9 protein-coding genes and 1 pseudogene are annotated in these 14,026 nt (G+C 62.2%); 6 read left to right on the top strand and 4 right to left on the bottom strand.

Features of this window, described 5'->3' with window-relative positions:
• Positions 1 to 54: 54 nt before the first annotated feature.
• Positions 55 to 447: a hypothetical protein gene (locus ACMO9O_RS09290; protein ID WP_418983591.1), complete on the bottom strand. Its 393-nt coding sequence runs from the start codon at positions 445 to 447 to the stop codon at positions 55 to 57.
• Between the two features lie 32 nt (positions 448 to 479).
• Positions 480 to 1,028: a hypothetical protein gene (locus ACMO9O_RS09285; RefSeq protein WP_418983590.1), complete on the bottom strand. Its 549-nt coding sequence runs from the start codon at positions 1,026 to 1,028 to the stop codon at positions 480 to 482.
• Positions 1,029 to 1,212: 184 nt separating this feature from the next.
• Between ACMO9O_RS09285 and ACMO9O_RS09280 the strand changes: the two genes are divergently transcribed.
• Together ACMO9O_RS09280 and ACMO9O_RS09275 are read left to right on the top strand one after the other, a co-directional pair.
• On the top strand, positions 1,213 to 1,992 hold the full coding sequence (locus tag ACMO9O_RS09280; protein WP_418983589.1) for an MBL fold metallo-hydrolase: 780 nt from the start codon (positions 1,213 to 1,215) through the stop codon (positions 1,990 to 1,992).
• A gap of 872 nt (positions 1,993 to 2,864) precedes the next feature.
• On the top strand, positions 2,865 to 3,680 hold the full coding sequence (locus tag ACMO9O_RS09275) for an SDR family oxidoreductase (RefSeq protein WP_418983588.1): 816 nt from the start codon (positions 2,865 to 2,867) through the stop codon (positions 3,678 to 3,680).
• Positions 3,681 to 3,842: 162 nt separating this feature from the next.
• On the opposite strand, the gene tatC is transcribed toward ACMO9O_RS09275, so the two are convergent.
• Together tatC and tatA are read right to left on the bottom strand one after the other, a co-directional pair.
• On the bottom strand, positions 3,843 to 4,667 hold the full coding sequence (gene tatC / locus ACMO9O_RS09270) for a twin-arginine translocase subunit TatC (RefSeq protein WP_418983587.1): 825 nt from the start codon (positions 4,665 to 4,667) through the stop codon (positions 3,843 to 3,845).
• A 152-nt stretch (positions 4,668 to 4,819) separates the two neighbouring features.
• A pseudogene (gene tatA, locus ACMO9O_RS09265) lies at positions 4,820 to 4,966 on the bottom strand (twin-arginine translocase TatA/TatE family subunit); the annotation flags it as partial.
• Between the two features lie 267 nt (positions 4,967 to 5,233).
• Here tatA and ACMO9O_RS09260 point away from each other — a divergent pair.
• From ACMO9O_RS09260 to ACMO9O_RS09245, 4 genes are all read left to right on the top strand, one after another.
• Complete coding sequence (locus ACMO9O_RS09260) at positions 5,234 to 6,427, top strand: glycoside hydrolase family 88 protein (RefSeq protein ID WP_418983586.1); 1,194 nt, start codon at positions 5,234 to 5,236, stop codon at positions 6,425 to 6,427.
• A gap of 98 nt (positions 6,428 to 6,525) precedes the next feature.
• Entirely contained in the window at positions 6,526 to 8,652 is a 2,127-nt protein-coding gene (gene hepC, locus ACMO9O_RS09255) for a heparin-sulfate lyase HepC (protein WP_418983585.1), read from the top strand.
• 18 nt (positions 8,653 to 8,670) lie between these two features.
• A complete protein-coding gene (locus ACMO9O_RS09250; protein ID WP_418983584.1) occupies positions 8,671 to 10,848 on the top strand; it encodes a surface glycan-binding family protein in 2,178 nt (725 codons plus the stop codon).
• Positions 10,849 to 10,867: 19 nt separating this feature from the next.
• Complete coding sequence (locus tag ACMO9O_RS09245; RefSeq protein WP_418983583.1) at positions 10,868 to 14,017, top strand: SusC/RagA family TonB-linked outer membrane protein; 3,150 nt, start codon at positions 10,868 to 10,870, stop codon at positions 14,015 to 14,017.
• Positions 14,018 to 14,026 lie beyond the last annotated feature (9 nt).

The following is a 14,026-nucleotide window of genomic DNA, read 5'->3' as shown; positions in this document are numbered from 1 at the left end:
CAAAAAACACCCGGTTCACGGCGAACCGGGTGTTCGAATCGGCGGACGGCAGCCTCAGAACGCGGGCCGCATCTTCCATTGTCCGGCGGCGTCCTTCACGCATTTGGCCGTCTCTTTGCCCGATTGGCCGCTGCCGTTGCGCATGTTGAATTCGACGGTCGCCTCGCCGTTCTCGCCGACCTGTTCCGAGAGAATCTCGACCTTGACGCCGCCCAGCTTTTTCAGCTCGGGCCCCAGGTAGGTGGAGAGAATTTCGACCATCATTTTCCGGTCGGCCTCGACGCTTTTGCCGTCGAAGTAGAGGCAGTCGGCGGCCTTGTCGTAGGCCTCGTCGTTGATCGCGGCGTAAAAACGCTTCACGGTGTCCGCGGCCGAATCCGCGGCGGCCGACGACGAGCAGGCGGCCAGGCAGCAGAGCGATGCCGCCAGAAGGAGCAATTTTTTCATAAATCCGTTATAATTTAAAAGGTTGTGACTTCCTACTCCCACGTGACGGGCACGTCGCGGGCTTCGAAGCCCTCTTCCTGCGCGTTGCCCGTTTCGAGGGTGAATTTGAGCGCCTTGAAACTCTTCATGCCCGGCTCGACCTTGATCGGCTGGAACCGGTACTCGGCGTATGTGCCTGCCGCGAGGTCCTCGTGGTAGAGCGGACTGGCGCCGAGGTCCGAGGTGCGGAACTTGGAGGTCGCCTTCCAGGCCGCCCCTTCGGCGACGCCCCTGCCAGCGGCATCGGTCACTTCGGTCAGCTTGAGAAAGGCCGACTTCTGGCCCGCGAGCGGCATAATGCCGATCGTGACACTAACCTCGCCCGTTGAGGGGTTGCCCGTGGCGCTGACGAACTCCATTTTCCATTGTCCGAGCTGCGGATAGACGAACAGCGTCTCCTTCGATACGTCGAGACCGGTCGTGGATTCGACCCCTTTTTTGACCTTGTTCCAGAATCCGCCCTTTTTCTTGGGCTGATCCTGTCCCGAGGCGGCGGCCGTGAGCAGCAGGGCGGCCGTCAGGAGCCATGCGATTTTTTTCATAGGTTTTTAGTTTGGTTGAACGTGTAGCAAAATTAGCCGGGCCCGCGTTTTGCAGGCTCTCAAAACGTATATTTACGCTTTCAAAACATACACGCCGACCCGCAGGGTAGCCCTGCCGGCTTTCGGCGGGGGATTCTTCGGCGGGGAGCGATCGCGAAAGCCGAATTTTACTATCTTTGCAGGGATGAAACTTACGTTTTTGGGAACCGGGACCTCGCAGGGCGTCCCCGTCATCGGTTGCCGCTGTGCGGTCTGCACCTCGGCCGACGGGCGGGACAACCGGCTGCGGACGGCCGCGATGGTCGAGACGCAGGGCATGAGGCTGGTGATCGATGCCGGACCCGACTTCCGGGCCCAGATGCTCCGCACGGGCGTCCGGCATATCGACGCGATCCTGCTGACGCACGAACACAAGGACCATATCGCCGGGCTGGACGACGTGCGGGCGTTCAACTTCGTGGATTATCCGGCAGCCGTTCACAAGGTCGACATCTACGCTTCGGCGCGCACGGCGGCGTGTGTACGCAAGGATTTCGACTACGCTTTCGCGCAGGACAAGTACCGCGGCGTGCCGGAGATCGAACTGCACGAGATCGACCCCGAGCGGCCGTTCCGCGTCCGCGGCGTGGAGATCGTGCCCGTCTCGGGCCGCCACTCCGAACGCTTCTCCGTGCTGGGCTACCGCATCGGCAAGCTGGCCTATCTGACCGACTTCAAGACCATCGAGGACCGTGAGGTCGAAAAACTGCGCGGTGTGGAGGTGTTGGTGGTCAATGCCTTGCGATTCGAACCGCACTACTCGCATTTCAACGTGGCGGAGGCGCTCGCGTTGATCGCCCGCGTCCGGCCCCGCGCGGCTTATCTGACGCACATGTCCCACGAGATCGGTCTGCACGCCGCCACGGAACCGACGCTTCCGGAAAATGTTTATATGGCCTACGACGGCCTGACGGTGGAGGTGTAAAGCGGTTCCGAAAGATAGGGAGCCTGCGAACGGGTATGGCTGATTATTGGAAGGACGGCCTGCAGAGAGGAATACGGTGGATTTTGCCGGATGTGTCGTGTTACGGAGTTGCGGGCAGCAGCCTGCGGAGTGCACGCGCTGAGCGGGCCTCCGCACCCGGAGGCTGTGGCCCGCGCGGCTCAAGAGCCGCACCATAATAGGTAAGAACTTTACCAAAGACTTTTCGCCCTTTTGTGGGAGGAATTACATCGAAAGAAAGGACGCAGCCTGTGAAGGAACGCCAATGCAAACCTCCGCGTTCGGAGGCTGCGGTCCGCGGCTCTTCGAGCTGGGTTCCCGTTTTTTGAAGATGTAAAAGTGGGGCGAGTGACGCCGCCGATATTGAGTAAAAGTGATTTCGGGCAGCAGCCTGCGGAGTGCACGCGGCAAGCGGGCCTCCGCTGCCGGGAGGCTGCGGCCCGCGGTTCTTCGAACCAAACGTTCTTGCCCTTTCTTTGAAAGAAAGGGCGAAAGAGAGGCGCACGCAGAAAACGGCGGGCGTCCGTCCTCCGCCTCGCTGAACGGGCACGAAAGCTAAAGCATATCGCACACCCGTTCCGGGCGCTCGGCGTCGGACAACCGCAATTCCCGCCGTTTTTCAGAAGTGCGCGATCGAGGTGCAAAGCTGACGCTTTGCTTATAATTATAAAGGCGCTTGCTGTGGAAACCTAATTTTTCGGACGCAGCCTGCGGGGCACGCGACCAGCGGGCCTCCGCTGCCCGGAGGCTGCGGCCCGCCGACCTAAAGGTCGAAACTTAAGTAACAAGTAGCGATAAAGATGGCTGCGAAGCCGCAGAACGAAACCGTTCCAAACTAAAAGACACAACCCGATATGAAAACATTCCAGAATAAGGTGGTCGTAGTGACCGGCGCATCGTCGGGCATCGGCGAGGCGCTGGCCCGCGAGTTCGCGGCCCGCGGTGCGCGCGTGGTGCTGGGCGCGCGCAGCATCCAGAAATTGCAGTTGATCGCGGGCGACATCCGTGCCCGGGGCGGTCAGGCGGCCTACTGCGGGGTCGACGTGACCGTGCCCGAAGAGTGCCGCGAGCTGATCGACGTGGCGGTCCGGGAGTTCGGCGGAGTGGATGTGCTGATCTGCAATGCCGGAATTTCGATGCGGGCGCTGTTCGACGACGTGGACCTGGAGGTGCTCCACCGCCTGATGGACGTGAACTTCTGGGGGACGGTCAACTGCTGCAAATACGCGCTGCCCTATCTGCAGGCGGCAAAAGGTTCGATCGTGGGCGTCTCGTCGGTGGCGGGGCTGCACGGTCTGCCGGGCCGCACGGGCTACTCGGCCTCGAAATACGCCATGACGGGCTTTCTGGAGACGCTGCGCATCGAAAATCTGAAGAAAGGACTGCACGTGATGATCGCCTGCCCGGGTTTCACCGCCTCGAACGTGCGCTTTTCGGCGCTGACCGCGGACGGCACGCAGCAGGGCGAAACCCCGCGTGACGAGGCGAAGATGATGACCCCGGAGGAGGTGGCGTGCATCATCGCCCGCGGCATCCTGCGCCGCAAGCGGCTCTGCCTGATGGAGGCCGAGGGGCGCGCCACGCACTTGGTCAAGAAGTTCGCGCCGGGATTTCTCGATCGGATGTTCTACCTGGTGATGTCCCGCGAACCCGATTCCCCGCTCAAATAACGGTCGACCTGAAACACGAACCGACAGCCCCTAAGCCGTCGGTTCGTTTGTTTTATGGGGGGGGGCTACCGCCTCATCCAGTCTCGTCCAGTCTTTCCCCGTCCGGTTCTGTTGCCGACAGCCGCCGCGTGCCTGGCCATGCCCTGCCGTTGCGCGCCCGACTTACCGCTCCGTTTCCGAGGAGTACTTGCGCTGCGTCCGCTCGGAGATGCGGATGCTGTATTCGTAAAGTCCGTAGAGCGGCAGCAGCACCAGCACCATGCTGAATGCGTCGGGCGGGGTGATGATGGCCGAGAGAATCGCCAGCACGACGATGGCGTGGCGGCGGTAACGGCGCAGGAACGCCGGGCCGAGAATCCCCATGCGCGTCAGGAAATGCACCAGCAGCGGCAGCTGGAACACCACCGCGCAGGCGAGCGACACGTTCAGCACGGTTGAGAGGTAGGAGTTGACGTCGATCATGTTGGTCACCAGAGCGCTCACGCGGTACTGCGTGAGAAAGGCGACCGTCAGCGGGGCGATCATGAAATAGCCGAAAGCCAGTCCGGCGAAAAATCCCAGCGAGACGTAGAGTACGAAGCGCCGGCAGCCCCGCAGTTCGCGCGGGGTGAGTGCCGGACGCACGAAGCGCCACAACTCCCACAACAGATAGGGAAATCCCGCGGCGAATGCCGCGGCGACCGAGACGGTGAGGTGCAGGTTGAACTGCCCGGCCAGCGTGGTGCTCACCAGCTGGAAATCTTCCGGACGGACGCCCAGCCGGTCGATCCCCGACAGCGCACCCAGCCGTATGAGCAGCCGGTTGGTGGGGAACCACTCCGCCACGGGGCCGAAGAGCACCTTGTCCACCAGCAGCTCCTTCAGGCAGAATGCCACGACCACGAGCACCAAAATGACCACCGCACCCCGCACCAAGTGGGGCCGGAGCGCATCGAGGTGCTCGGCGAAGGTCATTTCGCCTGCGGGTGTCTGCGGCTGACCGGACATGTCCGGGCTTATTTGTTTTCGGGGATGTTCTCCTTCCCGGCGGTCTCCTTCCCGGCGGTCTCCTTGCCGGCAGTCTCCTGCCGCGCAGCCTCCCCGGCGTCCTGCCGGGCGGAGGAAGCTCCGGCCCGGGGCTCATCGCCCGGTTTGGCCTCCATCGCGTCCTTAAATTCGCGCACGCCGCGGCCCATGCCGCGCATCAGTTCGGGGATCTTTTTCCCGCCGAAGAAGATCACTACGATGACGAGTATGATCAGCACCTCGGTCATGCCGAGCTTGCCTAAAAAGAGCGGATACATCATGTCGTTCGATTGGTTGTTGTAAAGACAAAAATAGGAAGAATTTCGATACCGACCGCCGAATCGCGCGAAAAATACGCTTCCCGGACGCGTGTTTTGCGGGGCGCGGCGGGCGATTGGACAAATTCCGCATCGGGCTGGACAAAATCAAAGTTTTATTGAGCGCTTTTAAAGATCATTTGCGCAATCTTCGGCCTGCGTTGAAAGGGGTATGGGTAATTTTGTCTTGCTGAAAAACCGCAAACCTATCACTAAAACCTGAACCTCGACATGAGAAAATTTTCCCTTCCGATCCTCGGTCTCGGCCTGATGTTTCTGGCCGCCTGTTCCGCGGACCGCGACCCGAAGCTCGACACCGTGAAACGGGCGATCGACCATGCCCGCTGCCAGCTGACGCAGGCCGCCGCCGAATTCGACACGCTCCGGGGTTTCCCCCGTTCGCTGATGCCCAAGTTCAAAGAGGTCGATCCCAAGGACTGGACCAGCGGCTTCTTCCCCGGTTCGCTGTGGGAGGCCTACCGCCTGACGGGCGACGAACAGCTCCGCACCGCCGCCGAGAGATACACCGACCGGCTGGAGGGCATCCAATATTATAAAGGTACGCACGACCTGGGCTTCATGGTCTTCTGCTCCTACGGCCAGCAGCAGGCCGCGCTGGGCGATCCGCACTCGGCCGAGGTGATCGTCGAGGCGTCGAAGAGCCTCATTTCGCGCTGCGATCCGCAGGTGGGGGTCATCCGCTCGTGGGACTTCGGGGAGTGGAACTACCCGGTCATCATCGACAACATGATGAACCTCGAAATGCTCTTTTGGGCCTCGAAGCATACGGGCGACAGCGTTTACCGCGACGTGGCCGTGCGCCATGCCGACATCACGCTCCGGAACCACTTCCGCGACGACGCCAGCTCCTACCACGTGGTGAGCTACAACGACGACGGTACGGTCGAGAGCCGCGGCACGTTCCAGGGTTACGCCGACTCCTCGGCCTGGGCGCGCGGGCAGGGCTGGGGCCTCTATGGCTACACGATGTGCTACCGCGAAACGGGCGACGAAAAGTACCTGCGCCACGCCGAGCGGATCGCCGACTTCATCATGCACCATCCCGCCACGCCCGAGGACCGCATCCCTTACTGGGACTACAACGCCCCGGACATCCCCGACGCTCCGCGCGACGCCTCGGCAGCGGCGGTCATCTCCTCGGCGTTGTTCGAGCTTTCGACGCTGGTTCCCGAGGCCGAAGGCCGCACGTATTTCGACTATGCCGAAACGCTGCTTCTCAACCTCTCGTCCGACGACTATCTCGCCGAAAAGGGAACCAACGGCGGTTTCGTTTTGATGCACAGCGTCGGCCACTGGCCTGCCGACAGCGAGATCGACACGCCGCTCAACTACGCGGACTACTACTACCTGGAGGCTATCCAACGCTACCTCACGCTGCGGGGGATCGATCCGCAGCAGCTCTGATCCCTGTACCGCACACCGGGTGGAGGGCGCGCCGCCGGGCGTGGCCTTCGCACGGTGCGTTCATGCAAACAATCAACCTAAAATCATACCTTATGAAGATGAAATTTTTACGCATTCCCGTGCTCGTTGCCGGCGCGGCCCTGCTGTTGACGGGCTGTCTGGGTGACGAGACGATCTCCTCTTCGGGCGATCAGTCGTCGAAAGGTCCGTGGGAGGAATCCCGTCCGGCCGACGAGACGATCGACGAGGAGCTGTTCGCGCAGATGGATCTGGACCGTCCCGGCATGGAGGCGGTCCGCGCAGCCGTGCAGGCGCAGTTGTGGGGCGAGGCCGCCCTGGCACTGCGCGACTACTACCGTTTCAGCGCAGGCGTCAGCAACCCGCTGGTCAACCTGCTCGGTACGACCCTCAGCGCCGCCGAGCAGACCACGGCCGAGGAGGCCCTGCCGGAGAACGGCTACCGCTTCAAGGTCTCGACGTTCGTCGACAGCGACGGCCGTCCCTACTCCTATATGAACGAGACGGGCGACGGCATCGACTGGTCGCTCCACGCCGACGGCGACCAGGAGCTGCGCGGTCAGCTGCACCGCCACCAGTGGTTCGTCGCGCAGGCCAAAGCGTGGTACATGACCGGCGACGAGCGCTTCATCACCTCGTGGATGAACACCTACGACGACTGGTGGGAGACCCATCCCGCCCCGGCGAGCTATCCGCAGGCCAATCCCCCGGCCGATGCCGTCGGCTGGGTTCCGCTGAGCGTAGCCGCCCGCGTGCAGGACATGTGCTCGCTGATGGAGTACTACCGCTGGTCCGACTCTTTCATGCCGGTCTATCTGACCCGCTTCCTCGACCGGCTGGCCTTTCAGGTCGAGTTCATCAAGAACAACTACTGGGAGGATTCCAACCACCGCATTTCGCAGGCGCAGGCCGTGACGCTGGCCGGTCTGCTCTTCCCCGAGATGAAGCACGCCGCCGAGTGGGTCACCAACGGTTCGACGATCCTCAACGAGGAGATCGTTAAGCAGTACTACCCGGACGGCTGGCTCAAGGACAACGACCTGCACTACCACATCGGTTCGATCGAGAGCTTCCGGCAGGCCATGCTGGTCGCCGCGGCCAACAACCAGTCCGGCCGCTTCCCCGCCGACTACATCGCTGCGCTGCGCAAGATGGTCGAGGTGGAGAAGTACCTGATCTATCCCAACTACGCTATGTATAACAACGCCGCGGGCGACTACAACTACTCGACGCCCAACTTCGGCGACACGCGCCCCACCTCGTGGACGCGCAACATCCTGCTGCGCCACATGCGCAACTACCGCGATCTGTTCCCCGACGATCAGGAGCTGAAGTGGCTCGCCTCGCAGGGTGCGGAGGGCAAGGCGCCCGCCGCGGGCATCAAGTGCTTCGACGACGGCGGCCACTACACGATCCGCAACGGCTGGACGCCGGAATCAACGATGATGACTCTGGTCAACTGCGGGGTCACCCCCAAGGAGCAGTGGCATCGCCAGTGGGACAACGGCAACTTCGAACTCTATGTCGCCGGCCGCCAGTTCTTCCCCGATTCGGGCGTGTTCAGCTACGGCGGAACCACCGAGTCGAACAAGAACCGCAACACCTATGCGCGCACGGACTACCACTCGACCCTGACGCTCGACAATCGGAACGTCACCGCTTGCCGCGGCAAGTGCCTCTTGGCCGAGGAGCGCGCCGACTATGACCTGCTGGTGCTGGAGAACCCCTCCTACGCCGATCTGACGCACCGCCGTTCGGTGTGGTTCGTCGACAAGCGCTTCTTCGTCATCCTCGACGAGGGCTACGGCGCAGCCGCGGGCAAGGTCAACCTCAACTTCCACCTGCTGCCCGGCTCCGATGCGGAGGTGGTGGTCGACGCGGAGGCCAACGGCGCCCATACGGCGTTCAACGACGGCAACAACCTCCTGGTGCGCACTTTCTCCGACGCGGCGCTCGTCACGACCGAGCGCGAGGGGCACCTCTCGGTGAAACTCGACACGGAGGTTTCGCGCAAGGCTTATCAGGTCGACCTCGACAAGGCGGCCGACGACAAGGCGGCCCGCTTCATCACGGTGCTCTATCCCGCGTCGGACGCCGCGTCCGAGACGGTGGAGGCCGCGTTCGTCGACCCTGCGTTCTCGGCTTCGGGCGCACGCATCTCGGTGAAGGCGGGCGGTCGCATCTACAACCTTTCCTACACGCTGTAACCTAAAAATCAACCCGATATGAACAAGCAATCATTCCTGCGCAACCTGCTGCTTCTCTTCGTATCCTGCACGCTGGGCATCACGGCGTGTACGGACGACGACACGGAGAGCACGGTGACGCTCCACTACCAACAGGTCGGTGATATCGGTCCCGGGATGCCTTACCGCGGTTCGGCCCCGACCTACTCCGGCGTGACCCCTACGGAGTTCGCCATCGACGCCATCACGCTCGACGGCGCGCCGTTCACCGACGAGAAACCCTGCTTCACGGTCAATCCGTCGGAGGGTTACCTCAATATCGCCGACAGCGAGAATCTGCCCCTGGGTACGTACCGCTTCACGATCTCGTGCCTGGCCGGCGGCGGCCGCATCGTCTTTCCGGACGTGCTGAGCGTGCACATGGTTCCCGCCACCCCCGAGCAGATCATCGTCACCCCCTCGCTGATCGAGGCCGACTACGACGCCGAACGCATCTCGTGGGGCACGGCCAAGGTCGAGGCCGCCGACGAGGCGGTGTCGTTCAACGCCTATGCGCTGGTGCAGGAGAAGGGAAAGGAGTATTTCGCCATCTCCCCGGCGGGCGTTATCTCGGCCAACCTCAAGTTCAAGGGCGAGATTCCTCCCGGCATCTACCGTCCGGTGCTGCGCCTGACTACCAAGGCCGGTTCGGCCGACTACAAGGACGCGCTGACGATCAAGGTCAACAGCCGCCCGCTGGGCATCACCTACGAGCGCAATCCGGGTACGGCCGAGGTGGCCGCCGCCTTCGAGAGCGACGTGCCCGTGCTGAAAGGCTCGGCCGACGAGGTGCACTACGAGATTCTCTCGGTGGCCCCCTCGACCGACCAGTTCGCAGTCGACCCCGCGACGGGCGTCATTTCGCTGCCGCAGGGTCATACGCTCGAGGCCGACACCTCCTACGAAATCTCGCTGGCCGTCTCCAACAAGTTCAGCCACGGCGAAGCCGTCGCACTGCGCGGCGTCTATACGGTCGACATCGTGCCCTACATCACCCCGATCGACCCCAAGACGTTCTCCTATCCCGCCTCGAAGATGACTGAGTTCTGCCAGTTCGAGGTCGAGAAGAAGGCCGGCTTCGTCGGCGACGTGGTGACCTTCACGCTGGGCGAGCTGCCCGAGGCGCTCGAGGGCCGCATCGCGCTGGACAAGCAGACCGGCAAGATCACCATCGCCCGCGGCAACGACATTCCGGTGGGGCAGTACACGATCCCCGTCTTTGCTGCCAACCCCAAGAGCGATCCGGAGAACCCGACTGTGGCCAACCTGGCGCTGAGCGTCGAGGCCAACCCCAACATGTTCCACAAGTTCGGCTACGGCAACAACCTGGGCCTGCCCGCCGAGGAGAACGCAGACCAGTTCCGCTGGGACGGCGACGGCAAGAAGAACGAAGACAAGGTGATCGCGCTGGCGGACGGCTATAACGATTTCAACGGCCGCAAACCCGTCTTCAAGCTGGATGTCGTGCACAACTGGGCGCTCCAGAGTCCGGGCGATACGAGCCTGCAATACGTGGACGAGAACGGCGACCTGCATCTGCGCATGCGCGGCAACCGCTGGGGCCAGATCGGTTACGTCCGCGTGACCGCTACCCTGGGCGAGGGCGAAACCGCCGTGTCGCGTTCGACGATCGTCTTTGTCATGATGCGTCAGAAAGCCAAGAGCGACCAGATCGAATACACCCCGTTCGTCCACCGCATCAACTCGCGCAAGGGCGGCTTCACGGGTATTCTGCCGGTCTATGCCGCCGGAACGGACGCCTCGAAGGTAATGATCCGCTGGCGTCAGAACTGCTTCCTCTACGAGGGGCTTGAAACGGGCGTGAAACCCTACGGCGGTAAACTGGCCGACGACAACACGCTCACCATCAAGCAGCTCTGGAACAGCTACTCGCCCTCCGGCGTGACCAGCCCGTCCAACAGCAGCCCGTTCAACTACTACAACGACGCCGGCAGCGCCGATACGCCCGAGAACATGAACCGCAAGCTGGGCTACTTCGACCCGACGATGAACAACCAGGTCTACATCCGTCCCAATGCGTGGATCAGGAGCGACGGCGAGGCGGTGAACGGCATTCTGACGTTCCAGGCTTCCTACACGCTGACCGCCAACACCGGCGAATTGGGGGGTACGAGCAACCTGATCGGTGTGGCCGTCTGGCTGGACGAGAATTTCTAATCTAAACGAACATTCGATTATGCAAAATATCATCAAACGCGCCGCCGGGCTTCATAAGGGTCTCTTATTGACCCTTATGGCCCTGGTGCTGACCCTCGGGGCATCGGCGCAGAACAAGGTCACGGGCCGCGTGGTCGACGAGAACGACCAGCCCGTCATCGGCGCGAACGTCATCGTCAGCGGCACGACGCAGGGCGCATCGACCGACATCGACGGCCGCTTCACGCTCCCGATCCGCAAGGACGCCACGCTACAGATCTCCTACCTGGGCTACAAGACGCAGGAGGTGCGCGTCGGTACGCGAACCGAGCTTGCGATCAAGCTCGAACCCGACGCCAACCTCATGGAGGAGGTCGTCGTGGTGGGTTACGGCGCCATGAAGCGCGCCGACGTGACGGGTTCGATCTCGTCGGTCTCGGCCAAGGACGTCGAGGGGTACAAGTCGGGTTCGGTGCTCGAAGCGCTGGGCGGACAGCTGGCCGGCGTGCAGATCACCACGTCCGACGGTACGCCCGGAGCGGGTTTCGAGATCAAGATCCGCGGTATCGGCACGGTCAACGGCGATGCCGCCCCGCTCTACATCGTCGACGGCTTCCAGGTGGACAACATCGACTACCTCTCCAACTCCGACATCGAGAACGTCGACGTGCTCAAGGACGCCTCGGCAGCGGCCATCTACGGTGCGCGCGCCGCCAACGGCGTGGTGCTGGTGACCACCAAGTCGGGTAAGGTGGGCAAGCCTACGGTTACCTACAACGGTTCGGCCAGCTACCGGACGATCTCCAAGACGCTCGACCTTCTGAGCAACTACGAGTTCGCCAAGTTCCAGCAGGAGTCGGGCTTCGGAACCTACTGGCGGCAGGGTACGGACTCCAAGGGGGTTCCCTACCGCTACCAGACCGCCGAGGACTACCTCAACTACCCGGGTATCGACTGGCAGGGCGAGGTGTTCCGCCCCACGTGGTCGCAGGATCACAACGTCTCGCTCTCGGGCGGTACGGAGAACACGCGCTACAGCGTATCGTTCTCGGACTTCCTCGAAAACGGCATCTTCAACAACTCGGGTTTCAACAAGGTCACGGCCAAGGCCACGCTCAACCAGAAGGTGACCAAGTGGCTGACCGCCGACATCAAGATCAACTACGCCAACACCGAGAAGCGCGGCGTGGGTACGTCGGGCGACCAGGGCCGCTTCAACATGCTGGGAACCGTGCTCCGCGCGCGTCCCACGGGCGGTCTGAACATGACCGACGAAGAGATGCTCTCTACGGCGGTCGACCCGCTGGTGGCCGAGAACACCTCGGGCAACCTGGCGCAGGTCAACCCGATCATCCAGACCGAGAACGTGACCAACAAGAAGCGCACCGAGCAGTGGATCGCCAACATGGGCCTCACGTTCAAGCTCGGTAAGGCATGGACGCTGAAAACCGCCGCCACCTACAACGTGGCCAACTACCGCACCGACATCTTCTACCACGAGCAGTCGCGTCAGGCGATCTCGAACAACGCCCCCTACGGTTCGACGCAGATGGGCCGCGACATGCGCTGGTCCAACTCCAACCTGCTCACCTACAAGTATGCCCGCAAGAACGGCCACGCCTTCGACGTGATGCTGGGTCAGGAGATTTCGGGCCGCACGTCGGAGTACCTCAAGGGCACGGCGATGGACTTCCCGTTCGACAACCTGGGCAACAACAACCTCGGCATGGGGGCCAAACCCACCGAGGTGAACACCAACTACGCCGAGTCGATGCTCCTCTCGTTCTTCGCCCGCGTGAACTACAACTACCGCGACCGCTACTTCCTCTCCGCGACGGTGCGCGCCGACGGTTCGACCGTCTTCAGCGACAGCCACAAGTGGGGCTTCTTCCCCTCGTTCTCGGCTGCCTGGCGCATCTCGGAGGAGAAGTTCATGAAGAACCAGCGCACGATCTCCAACCTCAAACTCCGTCTGGGCTGGGGTCTGGTGGGTAATGACCGCATCACCAACTACCTCTCGCTGATGCTCTACAAGAAGGTCCCTATCGGCATGGGAACCGAGCAGATCATCGCCCTCCAGCCCAAGCAGCTGGCCAACGACGACCTGAAGTGGGAGGCTTCGCAGTCGACCAACCTCGGTATCGACCTCGGACTGTTCGACAACCGCCTCAACCTGACGGCCGACCTCTTCCTCAAGGACACGAAGGACCTATTGATGAACGCTTCGATCCCCGGCGTGACGGGCTTCACCTCGCAGTGGCAGAACATCGGCAAGATCCGCAACAAGGGTATCGAGCTGTCGTTGTCGTCGACCAACTTCAACACCCGCGGCGGCTTCCGCTGGACCACCAATTTCAACATCTCGTTCGTCAAGAACGAACTGCGCGCGCTCTCCAGCGGCGAGCAGTCGCGCCTGTTCAACTCGGGCTGGTCGTCCGACTACGTGAACGACTACATCGCGCAGGTCGGTTCGGCGCTGGGCGACATGTACGGCTACGTCTTCGACGGGGTTTACCAGTCGGACGACTTCGTATGGAACGAGGGTGCGGGCAAACTGGTGCTGCGCGACGGGGTGGTCGACATGTCGGAGCACGCGGGCAGCAACTCCTTCGGCCCGGGCTTCGTCAAGTACAAGGACATCGACGGCGACGGCAAGATCACCACGGCCGACCGCACAAAGATCGGCAACGGCACGCCGCTCTTCTTCGGCGGTATCACCAACACGTTCAACTACAAGGGTTTCGACCTTAGCTTCATGTTCCAGTTCAACTACGGCAACGACATCTACAACGCCACGCGCCTGTACAGCAATACCACGATGGAGAAGAACTACAACATGATGGCCGAGGTGGCCGACCGCTGGACGCCGACCAACGCTTCGAACTCGGTTCCCAAGTACGACGGCTACGTGAAGAACGAGGTCTATTCGCGCTTCATCGAGGACGGTTCGTTCCTGCGTCTGAAGAACCTGACGCTGGGCTACACGCTGCCGCAGCGCCTCACGCGCAAGATCTACGTCAGCAAGCTGCGCGTCTACTTCTCGGCGCAGAACCTCTTCGTCGTGACGGGCTACTCGGGCTACGACCCCGAGGTGAGCGTCGCGTCGTCGAGCCCCACCACGCCCGGTCTCGACTGGGGCGCCTATCCCAAGAGCAAGGTCTTCACCTTCGGTATCGATCTCACCCTTTAACACCGCAGA

Origin of the sequence: Alistipes sp., from assembly GCF_048465635.1 — a bacterium.
Taxonomy (GTDB): Bacteria; Bacteroidota; Bacteroidia; order Bacteroidales; family Rikenellaceae; genus Alistipes.
This window is presented reverse-complemented; position numbering and strand designations above follow the sequence as displayed.

Coding starts and splice junctions, on each gene's coding strand:
- ACMO9O_RS09290 (WP_418983591.1), bottom strand. CDS start 447: ATGAAAAAATTGCTCCTTCTGGCGGCATCGCTCTGCTGCCTGGCCGCC.
- ACMO9O_RS09285 (WP_418983590.1), bottom strand. CDS start 1,028: ATGAAAAAAATCGCATGGCTCCTGACGGCCGCCCTGCTGCTCACGGCC.
- ACMO9O_RS09280 (WP_418983589.1), top strand. CDS start 1,213: ATGAAACTTACGTTTTTGGGAACCGGGACCTCGCAGGGCGTCCCCGTC.
- ACMO9O_RS09275 (WP_418983588.1), top strand. CDS start 2,865: ATGAAAACATTCCAGAATAAGGTGGTCGTAGTGACCGGCGCATCGTCG.
- tatC (WP_418983587.1), bottom strand. CDS start 4,667: ATGTCCGGTCAGCCGCAGACACCCGCAGGCGAAATGACCTTCGCCGAG.
- ACMO9O_RS09260 (WP_418983586.1), top strand. CDS start 5,234: ATGAGAAAATTTTCCCTTCCGATCCTCGGTCTCGGCCTGATGTTTCTG.
- hepC (WP_418983585.1), top strand. CDS start 6,526: ATGAAATTTTTACGCATTCCCGTGCTCGTTGCCGGCGCGGCCCTGCTG.
- ACMO9O_RS09250 (WP_418983584.1), top strand. CDS start 8,671: ATGAACAAGCAATCATTCCTGCGCAACCTGCTGCTTCTCTTCGTATCC.
- ACMO9O_RS09245 (WP_418983583.1), top strand. CDS start 10,868: ATGCAAAATATCATCAAACGCGCCGCCGGGCTTCATAAGGGTCTCTTA.